The 13,506-nt window shown below is 59.4% G+C and carries 10 protein-coding genes and 1 pseudogene; 3 read left to right on the forward strand and 8 right to left on the reverse strand.

The annotated features are described in order from the left end of the window. Positions 1 to 126: 126 nt before the first annotated feature. Positions 127 to 1,104 carry an NADPH:quinone oxidoreductase family protein gene (locus tag CX511_RS25075; protein ID WP_045181526.1) on the forward strand — a complete coding sequence of 326 codons (978 nt, stop codon included), beginning with the start codon at positions 127 to 129 and terminating at the stop codon, positions 1,102 to 1,104. Positions 1,105 to 1,159: 55 nt separating this feature from the next. Here the strand turns inward: CX511_RS25075 and CX511_RS25080 are convergent, their stop codons facing one another. From CX511_RS25080 to trxA, 5 genes are all read right to left on the reverse strand, one after another. Then, on the reverse strand, positions 1,160 to 1,834 hold the full coding sequence (locus CX511_RS25080; RefSeq protein ID WP_045181522.1) for a gamma-glutamylcyclotransferase: 675 nt from the start codon (positions 1,832 to 1,834) through the stop codon (positions 1,160 to 1,162). Between the two features lie 272 nt (positions 1,835 to 2,106). Then, the gene (locus CX511_RS25085) at positions 2,107 to 3,078 is read right to left on the reverse strand and encodes a CDP-6-deoxy-delta-3,4-glucoseen reductase (protein ID WP_101293173.1); all 972 of its coding nucleotides are present in this window, start codon (positions 3,076 to 3,078) and stop codon (positions 2,107 to 2,109) included. After that, entirely contained in the window at positions 3,079 to 4,545 is a 1,467-nt protein-coding gene (gene ubiD / locus CX511_RS25090; RefSeq protein ID WP_045181516.1) for a 4-hydroxy-3-polyprenylbenzoate decarboxylase, read from the reverse strand. It lies immediately after the preceding gene. 130 nt (positions 4,546 to 4,675) lie between these two features. Further along, positions 4,676 to 5,935 carry a transcription termination factor Rho gene (gene rho, locus CX511_RS25095; protein WP_028942380.1) on the reverse strand — a complete coding sequence of 420 codons (1,260 nt, stop codon included), beginning with the start codon at positions 5,933 to 5,935 and terminating at the stop codon, positions 4,676 to 4,678. A gap of 229 nt (positions 5,936 to 6,164) precedes the next feature. Next, positions 6,165 to 6,494, reverse strand: a complete 330-nt coding sequence (gene trxA, locus CX511_RS25100) for a thioredoxin TrxA (protein WP_045181514.1) — start codon at positions 6,492 to 6,494, stop codon at positions 6,165 to 6,167. A 242-nt stretch (positions 6,495 to 6,736) separates the two neighbouring features. Here trxA and ppx point away from each other — a divergent pair, with 242 nt between their 5' ends. After that, positions 6,737 to 8,239, forward strand: coding sequence for an exopolyphosphatase (gene ppx / locus CX511_RS25105; protein ID WP_045182419.1), 1,503 nt, complete (start codon positions 6,737 to 6,739; stop codon positions 8,237 to 8,239). Here ppx and ppk1 read toward each other — a convergent pair. Further along, a complete protein-coding gene (gene ppk1 / locus CX511_RS25110; RefSeq protein WP_373432751.1) occupies positions 8,226 to 10,406 on the reverse strand; it encodes a polyphosphate kinase 1 in 2,181 nt (726 codons plus the stop codon). The two genes, ppx and ppk1, sit on opposite strands and share 14 nt — an antisense overlap. Before the next feature lie 79 nt (positions 10,407 to 10,485). After that, positions 10,486 to 11,496, reverse strand: coding sequence for a porphobilinogen synthase (gene hemB, locus CX511_RS25115; protein ID WP_045181509.1), 1,011 nt, complete (start codon positions 11,494 to 11,496; stop codon positions 10,486 to 10,488). 207 nt (positions 11,497 to 11,703) lie between these two features. Between hemB and CX511_RS25120 the strand changes: the two genes are divergently transcribed. Next, positions 11,704 to 12,348: a DedA family protein gene (locus tag CX511_RS25120; RefSeq protein ID WP_082071296.1), complete on the forward strand. Its 645-nt coding sequence runs from the start codon at positions 11,704 to 11,706 to the stop codon at positions 12,346 to 12,348. A 105-nt stretch (positions 12,349 to 12,453) separates the two neighbouring features. On the opposite strand, the pseudogene CX511_RS25125 reads toward CX511_RS25120, so the two are convergent. After that, a pseudogene (locus CX511_RS25125) lies at positions 12,454 to 13,476 on the reverse strand (sterol desaturase family protein); the annotation flags it as partial. Between the last annotated feature and the right edge of the window lie 30 nt (positions 13,477 to 13,506).

Genomic DNA, 13,506 nt, shown 5'->3' on the forward strand with positions numbered 1-13,506 from the left:
ATACCCAGCGCACCGGTCAAACCCAAGCCCGGGCTTATGTCGGCCTATCAGGACGGGCCATGCTCGTTGACCCGGCACCTGACCCACCTACACTTATCGGCCACTACGCGCAAAGGAATAGTCCCGATGAAAGCAGTGTTGTGCAAAACCCTGGGCCCGGCTCAGGGCTTGGTCCTGGAAGAGGTCGCCAGCCCCGTAGCAAAAAAGAACGAGATTCTCCTCGATGTGCATGCGGCCGGGGTCAACTTTCCCGACACACTGATCATCGAGGGCAAGTATCAGTTCAAGCCATCACTGCCCTTCTCTCCCGGTGGCGAAGCTGCCGGCGTCGTCAGCGCGGTGGGTGAAAAGGTCACCAATCTCAAAGTCGGTGACCGGGTCATGGCCCTGACCGGCTGGGGGAGTTTTGCCGAACAGGTGGCAGTACCCGCCTACAACGTGCTGCCAATTCCTGAGCAAATGGACTTCACCCGTGCAGCCGCCTTTGGCATGACTTACGGCACCTCGATGCATGCTCTGCAGCAACGCGGCCAGCTCAAGGCCGGCGAAACCCTGCTGGTGCTGGGTGCGTCGGGCGGTGTCGGATTAGCGGCAGTGGAAATCGGCAAGGCCATGGGCGCACGGGTGATCGCTGCTGCCAGCAGCGCCGAAAAACTCGCTGTCGCCAAGGCCGCTGGCGCCGATGAGCTGATCAACTACAGCGAACACAGCCTCAAGGACGAGATCAAGCGCCTAACCGGCGGCAATGGTGCTGACGTGATCTACGATCCAGTCGGCGGCGACCTGTTCGATCAAGCAGTGCGTGGCATTGCCTGGAACGGCCGTCTGCTGGTGGTGGGCTTTGCCAGTGGGCGCATCCCGGAGTTGCCAGTGAACCTGGCGTTACTCAAAGGTGCCGCGGTGCTCGGAGTATTCTGGGGCGCATTCGCCCAGCGCCAGCCGGAGGATAACGCGGCGAACTTCAAGCAACTGTTCGCCTGGTTCGCCGAGGGCAAGCTCAAGCCACTGGTGTCACAGACCTTCCCGCTGAGTGAAGCGGGCGCGGCTATTGATATGCTCGGTCAGCGCAAGGCCGTGGGCAAATTGGTGGTGACCACGCGCTGATCAGCGTTGTAGCCGCTGCCGTCAAGCTGCGATTGGACGCGAAGCGAACACGTTGTTACGGCGCAGAGAAATGATTTTGTTGTGGCGGCGGTAATGCATGGCAGCGCCGAAACCGGGCCTCCAGGTTACGATCCGGCATGGCATGACTGCGCAAGGCCTGAAGGGTTTGCTCGACATAGTCGCGGGTGCTGCCATACCGCCCCTTGGCATTGGCGAAGATCTGACTGAGCAGATCATCCGGCAGGTTACCCGCATAGCACGGCAAGTGCCGCTCCAGCACAAATCCCAGGGCCTGGACCTTGCTGCCATCTTCGAGACGGCAATTGAGCCAATGGGGACGATAGGCCGGGTAAGGCATCTCACGTTGCCACAAGGCCAACAGCGAGTCTTCCAGGCGCTCCTGTGGCAAGCGATAGGCAAAGCCACTGCAAGAACCACCTCGGTCCAGACCAAAGACCAGGCCCGGGCACTCTGGGGTACCCCGATGTTCGTGGGACCACAGGTACAGGCCGCGGTGATAGCCATGCACTCGAGCCCGCCGACGCTCTTCGGCATTGCATTCCGGCCGCCAGATCAGCGAACCGTAGGCAAACAGCCAGACCGGGCCACCCTGATGCCGGGACATGGTGTGGTGAACCGAAAGTTGAAGTTGCTCGCGAGACAGTTGTTGTCCGAAGTCGAGCAACGGAGGATAGGCCACATTCAAGGATGCAGTTTCAATTGCCGACATAGCTGCCGCCAGGATTCCTCGTGAACTACTGAAGTGAGTTACTGTAAACGAATACGTTACCCGCGTACTTACCGTACGGCAGATTACGTATTGAACACAAGCCTCACCACACCCCGGAGGCGCCCTAGCTCGAGGCTTTGCGCCAACAACCGGGTGTTGTTTCAAGTGTAGCGAAAGTTATTTACCTTGCTGGCAATAATAATCGTCTTATGCCGCGCACCCACAGTCTGGGTTATTAAAGCGGGCACGCTATTGCAGCGTGCCTTATTCCGTCACTCGCTACGAGGTGCATAAGCGAATACATCGGCGCGCATCTGGTGAGCGTCCATTCCCGCTTCAACCAGTGCATCGAGGGTGGCATAAATCATATTGGGCGAACCGCTGGCATAAACATGCACACCCGCCAGATCGTTCAAGTCCTCGCAGACCGCCTCATGCAGCATCCCGCAGCGCCCTTCCCAACCACACAGATCGCTGACGACCTTGTGCAGGTATAGGTTCGGCAATTGCTCCCACTCGGCCCAATGCTCGATCTGGTAGAAGTCCTCGGGAAGGCGAACGCCCCAATACAGGTGGACCGGATGCTTGAAGCCTTGCGCTCGGCAATGTTCGAGCAGGCTGTGCATTTGCGCCATACCGGTACCCGCAGCAATCAGCACCAGCGGACCGTCAGGCAACTCGGCCAGATGCGTATCGCCAAAGGGCATCTCCAGACGCGCCATACCGTTGCGTTGCAATTGAGCGATCAATTCCACCGCACTGTTCTCGCGGGCCAGCACGTGCAGCTCGATGTCGCGCCCGCTGTGGGGTGCTGAAGCCAGGGAGAACGCCGCCTTGTCGCCACTTTCGCGTTCAATCATCAGGTACTGCCCGGCGTGATAACGCGGCGGTTTACCAGCGGGCGCCCGCAGGCGCACCCGCCAGACGTCACCACCGACCTCAACGCACTCGCTCAACTGACAGGCCAGTGTCCGTACCGGCAACTCGCCCAAGGCGAGCACGCCATCCCACAACAAGACGCAGTCCTCCAGTGGCTCGGCGATGCAGGTGAACAGTTCGCCGTGATCACGCTCCTGCCCTTCCTGACGCACCCGCCCTTCAACCAGCAGCGCAGCGCAGACATGGCAATTGCCATTGCGGCAACTCTGCGGACAGTCGTAGCCCAGGCGCCGCGCCCCATCGAGAATCCTTTCTCCGGGGTTGAGCACCAACACCGCCCCGGACGGCTGCAAGGTTACCTGCATTTAGTCTATTCCCAACTGATTCCACAGCTCATCGATCCGCCGGGTGACAGCTTCATCCTTGACGATGACCCGTCCCCATTCGCGGGTGGTTTCCCCTGGCCACTTGTTCGTCGCATCCAGGCCCATCTTCGAACCCAGGCCGGAAATGGGCGAGGCAAAGTCCAGGTAGTCGATCGGGGTGTTCTCGATCATCACCGTGTCGCGCTTGGGGTCCATGCGCGTGGTAATCGCCCAGATCACATCATTCCAGTCGCGGGCATTGATGTCGTCGTCTGTGACAATAACGAACTTGGTGTACATGAACTGTCGCAAAAACGACCAGACCCCGAGCATGACGCGCTTGGCGTGCCCCGGATACTGCTTCTTCATGGTCACCACCGCCATGCGGTAGGAACAACCTTCCGGCGGCAGGTAGAAGTCAGTGATCTCCGGGAACTGCTTCTGCAGGATCGGCACGAACACTTCGTTTAGCGCCACACCGAGAATTGCCGGCTCATCTGGTGGCCGACCGGTGTAGGTACTGTGATAGATCGGCTTTTGCCGGTGAGTGATGCGCTCCACGGTAAACACCGGGAAGCTGTCCACTTCATTGTAGTAGCCGGTATGGTCGCCATACGGACCTTCCGGTGCCATCTCACCGGGATGAATCACCCCTTCGAGGATGATTTCAGCGGTGGCTGGCACCTGCAGATCATTGCCCCGGCACTTGACCAGCTCGGTACGATTGCCGCGCAACAGGCCAGCGAACGCGTACTCGGATAATGTGTCCGGCACCGGGGTGACAGCGCCGAGAATAGTCGCCGGGTCTGCACCCAAGGCGACCGAGACCGGGAACGGCTGGCCAGGGTGCTTTTCGCACCACTCACGATAGTCCAGGGCACCGCCACGGTGGCTGAGCCAGCGCATGATGACCTTGTTGCGACCTATCACCTGCTGGCGATAGATCCCCAGGTTCTGACGCTCTTTGTTTGGCCCGCGGGTCACGGTCAGGCCCCAGGTAATCAGCGGCGCAACGTCGCCCGGCCAGCAATGCTGCACCGGCAGCATGCCCAGGTCGACGTCTTCACCTTCAATGATCACCTCGTGACAGGCTGCATCCTTGACCACTTTCGGCGCCATGGACACTACCTTCTTGAAGATCGGCAGCTTCGACCAGGCATCCTTGAGGCCCTTGGGTGGCTCCGGCTCCTTGAGAAACGCCAGCAGCTTGCCGATTTCACGCAGCTCGCTGACCGACTCGGCGCCCATGCCCATGGCCACCCGCTCCGGGGTGCCAAACAGGTTACCAAGCACCGGAATATCAAAGCCTGTGGGCTTTTCAAACAACAGCGCTGGACCTTTGGCGCGCAGCGTGCGGTCGCAGACTTCAGTCATTTCCAGAACTGGAGAAATCGGAACCTGGATGCGCTTGAGTTCGCCGCGCTGTTCCAGGCCACGGATAAAGTCGCGCAAATCGCGATACTGCATGCAAAAGCCTCGTATTCGCCGAGCCGGTCGGGGGAGCAAAGTGTAGCGCCTAACCCGGCCAGCCAGAATAGCCAAAGTACAGATAGCAAAAAGCCGGGTTGCCCCGGCTTCTGCTGCACAGCGCAACCGCTTACTTGCGCTTCATCGACAAGAAGAACTCGTCGTTGGTCTTGGTCTGCTTGAGCTTGTCGATCAGGAACTCAATGGCCGCGACTTCATCCATCGGGTGCAGCAGCTTGCGCAGGATCCACATGCGCTGCAGCTCGTCGTCGGCAGTCAGCAGCTCTTCGCGACGGGTGCCCGAACGGTTGATATTGATGGCCGGGAAGACGCGCTTCTCGGCGATCTTGCGGTCCAGCGGCAGCTCCATGTTACCGGTGCCCTTGAACTCTTCGTAGATCACTTCGTCCATCTTCGAGCCGGTTTCTACCAGCGCGGTGGCGATAATGGTCAGCGAGCCGCCTTCTTCGATGTTACGCGCAGCACCGAAGAAACGCTTTGGCTTCTCTAGGGCGTGGGCATCAACACCACCGGTCAGCACCTTGCCGGAGCTCGGGATCACGGTGTTGTAGGCACGTGCCAGACGGGTGATCGAGTCGAGCAGGATGACCACGTCTTTTTTGTGTTCGACCAGGCGCTTAGCCTTCTCGATGACCATTTCCGCAACCTGCACGTGGCGGGTTGGTGGCTCGTCGAACGTCGAAGCAACCACTTCGCCGCGCACGGTGCGCTGCATTTCGGTCACTTCTTCCGGGCGCTCGTCGATCAGCAGAACGATCAGGTGGCACTCGGGGTTGTTACGGGTGATGTTGGCCGCGATGTTCTGCAGCATGATGGTCTTGCCCGCTTTTGGCGGAGCGACGATCAGGCCACGCTGACCTTTACCGATCGGGGCGCACAGATCGATTACCCGGCCGGTGAGGTCTTCGGTGGAACCGTTACCGGCTTCCATCTTCAGGCGCTCGTTAGGGAACAGCGGCGTCAGGTTTTCGAACAGAATCTTGTTCTTCGCGTTTTCCGGCCGGTCGAAGTTGATGGTGTCGACTTTGAGCAGGGCGAAGTAACGCTCGCCTTCTTTTGGCGGGCGGATCTTACCAACGATGGTGTCGCCGGTACGCAGGTTGAAGCGACGGATCTGGCTTGGCGAGACATAGATGTCGTCAGGGCCGGCCAGGTAAGAGGCATCAGCCGAGCGCAGGAAGCCGAAGCCGTCCTGGAGAATCTCCAGCACGCCGTCACCGGAGATTTCCTCGCCGCTTTTCGCATGCTTTTTCAACAGGGAGAAAATCACATCTTGCTTGCGCGAACGGGCCATATTTTCTATGCCCATCTGTTCGGCCATTTCGAGCAGATCGGTAATCGGCTTTTGCTTGAGTTCAGTCAGGTTCATAAGGGGAGTGACGTAATCATGTAAGAAGGGGGAATTAAGCTTCTGGCTTAATGAAGCCGCGCCGCAAAGAAGGCGACAGGATCGCGTACTGATTCGAATTAGGGATGCGTCGGCGACGGCGTGCAGAGGGCACCGAAAAATCAGTGCGAGGCCGAATGTAACACCTGCTTTTTCTGGCGTCTAGTCACCCGATAAAGAAAAGCCCCGGCGAATGCGGGGCTTTTTTCACTCAGATATTGGCATCCAGGAAGGCTGCCAGCTGAGACTTGGACAGTGCGCCGACCTTGGTGGCCTCGACGTTGCCGTTCTTGAACAGCATCAGCGTCGGGATGCCACGCACGCCGTGCTTGGCCGGGGTTTCCTGGTTATCGTCGATGTTCAGCTTAGCGACGGTCAGTTTGCCCTCGTAGGTAGCGGCGATATCGTCCAGAACTGGCGCGATCATTTTGCAAGGGCCGCACCATTCAGCCCAATAGTCGACCAGCACCGGGCCTTCAGCCTTCAGGACTTCGGCTTCGAAGGTGGCGTCAGTGACGTGTTTGATAAGATCGCTGCTCATGGAAGTCTCCAAGGTCGTAAGCAAAAAAACGTGGCCCATCATAGCTGCACCGGCGACTTACAGGAAGCCGCCGACGATTGAGTGTAACTATAGTTGTGCATGACCGCTCATATCACCGCTGTCACGGGAAAGTCATATTTCCTCAATCAACCTGCCCTATATCAAGCCTTGCTAAGCTGCGCGTTGGCGTCAGCCTTGGATCGTGGCAGGATTGCCGGGTTATCGACCGAGAAGCCATGATCATGCCGCAAAACACAGCCAAGAATCTGTCCTTGATTGCTGCCATCGACCTGGGCTCCAACAGCTTCCATATGGTTGTGGCCAAGGCCCACCATACCGAGATCCGCATTCTTGAGCGGCTTGGGGAAAAGGTGCAACTGGCCGCAGGCATCAACGAAGAGCGCCAACTCAACGAAGAGTCGATGCAGCGCGGTCTGGACTGCCTCAAGCGCTTCGCCCAGCTGATCAGCGGCATGCCCGACGGCGCTGTGCGCATCGTTGGCACCAACGCCCTGCGTGAAGCGCGTAACCGCGGCGAATTCATCCGCCGCGCCGAAGAAATTCTCGGCCATCCGGTAGAAGTCATTTCCGGCCGTGAGGAAGCCCGCCTGATTTATCTCGGCGTATCCCACACCTTGGCCGATACCCCTGGTAAACGCCTGGTTGCCGACATTGGTGGCGGCAGTACCGAGTTCATCATTGGCCAGCGCTTTGAGCCGCTGCTGCGCGAGAGCCTGCAGATGGGCTGCGTCAGCTACACCCAACGTTACTTCCGTGACGGCAAGATCACCCCGGCACGTTATGCACAAGCCTATACGGCTGCGCGCCTGGAGCTGATGAGCATTGAAAATGCCCTGCACCGCTTGACCTGGGACGAAGCCATTGGCTCTTCCGGGACTATCCGTGCCATCGGCCTGGCGCTCAAATCAGGCGGCATGGGGAGCGGCGAGGTCAATGCCGAAGGTCTGGCTTGGCTCAAACGCAAGCTGTTCAAGCTTGGCGATACCGACAAGATCGACTTCGACGGCGTCAAACCAGACCGTCGGGCGATCTTCCCGGCAGGCCTGGCAATCATGGAAGCGATTTTCGACGCCCTCGAACTGCAGCGCATGGATCACTGCGACGGCGCCCTGCGCGAAGGCGTGCTTTATGACCTGCTCGGTCGCCATCACCATGAAGACGTGCGCGAACGCACCCTGAGCTCGCTGATGGAGCGTTATCACGTCGACCAGGGCCAAGCTGCCCGGGTCGAGCGCAAAGCCCTCCACGCCTTCGACCAGGTGGCCAAGGCCTGGGACCTGGAAGACGGGATCTGGCGGGAACTGCTTGGTTGGGCGGCCAAGGTGCATGAAGTGGGCCTGGATATCGCTCACTACCACTACCACAAGCACGGCGCCTACCTGATCGAGCACTCGGACTTGTCAGGTTTCTCTCGCGAAGACCAGCAGATGCTTGCACTGTTGGTGCGCGGCCACCGCCGCAATATCCCCAAAGACAAGTTTGCCGAGTTCGGCGAAGAAGGCACCAAGCTGATTCGCCTGTGCGTATTGCTGCGCTTTGCGATCCTGTTCCACCACATCCGTGGCACCCAGCAGATGCCGACGGTCACCCTGCACGCTGCTGGGGACAGCCTTGACGTTGAATTCCCAGCCGGTTGGCTGGAACAGAATCAGCTGACCCAGGCCGACTTCGGCCTGGAGGCTGAGTGGCTGACCCGGGTCGGCTTCGTCCTCAGCGTACGCTGAGGACCGGGTTGCTCAGGCGCTCAAGCAGAGTCGCCTGGGCACTGCGCGGGTTCTGGTTGCCGGTCGGCGTGCTGCGCACATAGCGCCCGTCCGGTTGCAGGATCCAGGCGTGGGTGTTGTCAGTCAGGTACCCTTCCAGTTCCTTCTTCACGCGCAGAATCAGCTTCTTGCCTTCGACCGGGAAGCAGGTCTCGACGCGCTTGTCGAGGTTGCGCTCCATCCAGTCAGCACTGGAGAGGAACATCTGCTCTTCGCCGCCGTTGAGGAAGTAGAACACCCGCGTGTGCTCCAGGAAGCGACCGATGATCGAGCGCACCTGAATATTGTGCGACACCCCGGCAATCCCCGGCCGCAAGCAGCACATGCCGCGCACCACCAGGTCAATGCGCACGCCTGACTGACTGGCCTTGTACAAGGCGCGGATGATCTTCGGATCGGTCAGCGAGTTGAACTTGGCGATGATATGCGCAGGCTTGCCCTCAAGGGCAAACTGGGTTTCCCGCGCGATCATGTCGAGCATGCCCTTCTTCAGGGTAAACGGCGCGTGCAGCAGCTTCTTCATGCGCAAGGTCTTGCCCATGCCAATCAGCTGACTGAACAACTTACCGACGTCTTCGCACAAGGCATCGTCGGACGTCAGCAGGCTATAGTCGGTGTACAGGCGGGCGTTACCGGCGTGGTAGTTACCGGTCCCCAGGTGCGCATAGCGCACGATCTCGCCGGCTTCGCGACGCAGGATCAGCATCATCTTGGCGTGGGTCTTGAAGCCAACCACGCCGTAAATCACCACCGCACCAGCAGCCTGCAGACGGCTGGCCAGTTGCAGGTTGGATTCTTCGTCGAAACGCGCGCGCAATTCGATCACCGCAGTGACCTCTTTACCGTTACGTGCGGCATCAACCAGCGCGTCGACGATCTCCGAGTTGGCACCACTGCGGTACAAGGTCTGGCGCACAGCCAGAACGTGTGGGTCCTTCGCGGCCTGGCGCAGCAGATCGACCACCGGGGTGAACGACTCAAAGGGGTGCATGAGCAGGATGTCCTGCTTGCCCACCACGCTGAAAATGTTCTCGGCGTTCTGCAGCAGCTTGGGAATTGCTGGCGTGAACGGGGTGTATTGCAACTCGGGGTGGCTATCCAGGCCGGTAATGCTGAACAGCCGGGTCAGGTTGACTGGGCCATTGACCTGGTACAGCTCACTTTCGCTCAGGCTGAACTGCTTGAGCAGATAGTCCGAGAGGTGTTTAGGGCAGGTATCGGCCACTTCCAGGCGCACCGCATCGCCATAACGGCGCGAGAACAGCTCGCCTCGCAGGGCCCGGGCCAGGTCTTCGACATCTTCGGAGTCCAGTGCCAGGTCGGCGTTACGAGTCAGACGGAACTGGTAGCAGCCCTTGACCTTCATGCCCTGGAACAGGTCATCGGCGTGGGCGTGGATCATCGACGACAAGAAGACATAGTTATCGCCCGGGCCACCGACGTCTTCCGGCACCTTGATCACCCGTGGCAACAGGCGTGGGGCCGGAATGATCGCCAGACCCGAGTCGCGGCCGAAGGCATCCACGCCTTCCAGCTCAACGATGAAGTTCAGACTCTTGTTCACCAGCAATGGGAACGGGTGCGTCGGATCGAGACCGATCGGGGTGATGATCGGTGCGATCTCGTCACGGAAGAAGCGGCGCACCCAAGTTTTGAGTTTGGTGTTCCAGTGGCGACGACGGATGAAGCGGATCTGGTGCTTTTCCAGTTCCGGCAGCAACACATCGTTGAGGATCGCGTATTGACGATCAACTTCGCTGTGTACCACTTCACTGATCCGTGCCAATGCCTGGTGCGGCTGCAGGCCGTCAGCGCCGGCCTGCTCACGGGCAAAGGTGATCTGCTTCTTCAGGCCCGCCACACGAATTTCGAAGAACTCATCCAGGTTACTGGAGAAGATCAGCAAGAACTTCAACCGCTCCAGCAAGGGATAGCTCTCATCCAGCGCCTGTTCCAGTACGCGGATGTTGAACTGCAGCTGCGACAGCTCGCGGTGAATGTACAGGCTGCTGTCATCCAGGCCTGGGACAGCGATGACCGGTGCAGCCGGCGCCGGGGCAGGCGCGGGCGCCTCGACCTCGGCCACAGGCTCAGGCACCGCAGCAGGCTCCGGCGGCGTTTCGAGCATTTGCTCCGGCACGGGCTGGGCTTGCTTCATATCGACATCACTGAGTACTTCGTTATTCATCTGGCGTTCCTGAAGGGCGTTACTGCCCTCTCATCAATTGAGCAGCGCGAACAGCGAAATAGGTCAGGATGCCATCAGCTCCTGCCCGTTTGAAGGCGGTGAGGGATTCCAGGATCACTCCCTCACTCAGCCAGCCGTTCTGGATCGCGGCCATGTGCATGGCGTATTCGCCACTGACTTGATAGACAAAGGTCGGGACCTTGAATTCATCCTTGACCCGATAAAGGATATCCAGATACGGCATACCTGGCTTGACCATGACCATGTCAGCACCTTCGGCCAGGTCCGCAGCCACTTCATGCAGGGCTTCCTGGCTATTGGCCGGGTCCATCTGGTACGAGGCTTTGTTGGCCTTACCCAGGTTCAGGGCCGAGCCAACCGCATCGCGGAACGGGCCATAGTAGGCACTGGCGTACTTGGCCGAATAGGCCATGATACGCACGTTGACGTGCCCCGCCAGCTCCAGTGCTTCACGAATGGCCTGGATACGACCGTCCATCATGTCCGAAGGGGCGACGACCTGAGCACCGGCTTCAGCATGGGACAACGCCTGACGCACCAGGGCGTCGACGGTGATGTCGTTCTGTACGTAGCCTTCCTCGTCGAGGATACCGTCCTGGCCGTGGGTGGTGAATGGGTCGAGGGCAACGTCGGTGATCACCCCAAGCTCCGGGAAACGCTCACGCAGGGCGCGTGTGGCGCGCTGGGCGATGCCGTCCGGGTTCCAGGCTTGCGCGCCATCCAGGGATTTTTTCTCGGTTGGTGTCACCGGGAACAAAGCCAGGGCTGGAATACCCAGGTTCACCCACTCTTGCGCAGCTTCCAGCAGCAAGTCGATGCTCAGACGCTCGACGCCTGGCATCGAGGCGACTTCTTCACGGCGATTTTCGCCATCGAGCACAAATACCGGCAGGATCAGATCATCGACAGTCAGAACGTTTTCACGCACCAGACGACGGGAAAAATCGTCACGACGGTTGCGACGCAGACGGGTGGCAGGAAACAAACGGTTAGCGGGGGTAAAGCTCACGGCAGACTCCTGAGCCCGCGCAGGCGGGCGAGCGCGACAGTTATAAGCGGCCATTATGACGCGTGAATGACAGCCAAGGACAACCCTGCGACTTGAGGACGCAGTCATTGTCCTTGTAGGAAATGTTAACGTCGAGACACATTTGGATACTTTCCCCCAAGGCCACGAAGGGTTAGGCTGCGCGTTCATTTCGCCAGCACCCAGAAAATGCTCCAACAATTCCTTCAGGATTTCGGCTACTTTGCCCTTTTTCTCGGCACGTTTTTCGAAGGTGAGACCATCTTGGTTCTCGCCGGCTTCCTTGCGTTCCGCGGATACATGGATATCAACCTGGTGGTCCTGGTGGCCTTCTTCGGCAGCTATGCCGGCGACCAGCTGTGGTACTTCATGGGGCGCAAGCACGGGCGCAAGTTGCTGGCACGCAAACCACGCTGGCAGATGATGGGCGATCGCGCGCTGGAGCACATTCGCCGCCATCCGGACATCTGGGTGCTGAGTTTTCGCTTCGTCTACGGTCTGCGCACGGTCATGCCGGTCGCAATCGGCCTGTCCGGCTATCCGCCACGCCGCTATCTGCTGCTCAACGGCATCGGTGCGGCGGTCTGGGCCCTTGCCCTAGGCACCGCCGCCTATCACTTTGGTGCCATTCTCGAAGGCATGCTCGGCAACGTGAAGAAGTACGAGCTATGGGTGCTCGGTGGCCTGCTGGCCTTCGGTGGTTGCCTGTGGCTGCGTCGTCGCTTCAAGGCGGCGCGGGTCGCCCGCGAAGAAGCGGCTGCCATACAGGCCGAACACGCTGAGCAGGGTGTAGCCAAACAACGCGACCCAGACCAAGGCAGTGATCGGCCATAAACCGGTTATCCCGGCCAGGACCATGGCCGGGACATTCAATCCCAGCCGCACCAGCTCCAGCTTAAAGGCCCAAGGGCGATTCTCCAGCGCTGTGCCGAACACAAACAACCCGAACGCCATCACCCCCCAGCCCACCAGCAAGGCTGCGCCAGACAGCTGCTCAACGTGCTCCATCAGGTAGCTGCCTAAGGCCACGTACACAGCAAACTGCAGCACCACATAGAGCTGCTGCGGCCAACCCAACGGCACCTCGAACTTGCGAAAGCGGCTCAAGTCCTGTTTGGCCTGTGGAAAGCGCCGTGCCACATCGGCAGGTCGCCAGCCAGTGGGCATGAACCAGATCCGCAGCTTGTCCGACCAACGCTCGGCATGACATGCGTCATGCCAGAGTTGGGCGTAGAACTGCAGGTTGGCCCATAACGGATTCCAGCTGGCCAGTGGCGTAGTTACGCCGAAAATCACCGGTTCGTTGTCGTCCTCTTCCTGAAAAGTGCCGAACAGGCGATCCCAAACAATGAACACTCCACCGTAGTTGCGATCCAAGTACAAAGGATTCTGCGCATGGTGTACGCGATGATTGGACGGCGTAATGAACAGCCATTCGAACCAACCCAGCTTGGGGATGTGCCGGGTGTGTACCCAAAACTGATAGAGCAGGTTCAATGCTGCCACCGTGATAAATACCAGCGGTGGCACGCCCAGCACTGCCAAGGGCAAGTAGAAGATCCACGACAGGAGGAAGCCGCTGCTGGTCTGACGCAAGGCTGTCGACAGGTTGTACTCCTCACTCTGGTGATGCACCGAATGCGCCGCCCAGAGGATGTTGCGCTCATGACCAAAGCGGTGCAGCCAGTAGTAGCAGAGATCGTACAAAACAAAGGCCAGGACCCAGACCCACAGCGCGTCGCTGGGCAACGTGAACAGCGCCAGATGGTCCCAGGCCACGGCGTAGGTAACCAGGCCTACACCCTTGGTCAACAAGCCCGTGGTTGTCGACAGCACCCCGGTGCTGAGGCTGTTGATCGCATCGGCCAGACGGTAAGTGCGCATCCCCCGCAGGCGATCGGCGATCAATTCGACCACAATCAGGACAAAGAAAAACGGTACCGCCAACAGAATCAGATCCATGGGTCATCCATCTCCAGGCTATTACACAAG

The sequence above is a fragment of the Pseudomonas sp. S06B 330 genome, assembly GCF_002845275.2.
GTDB lineage: Bacteria > Pseudomonadota > Gammaproteobacteria > Pseudomonadales > Pseudomonadaceae > Aquipseudomonas.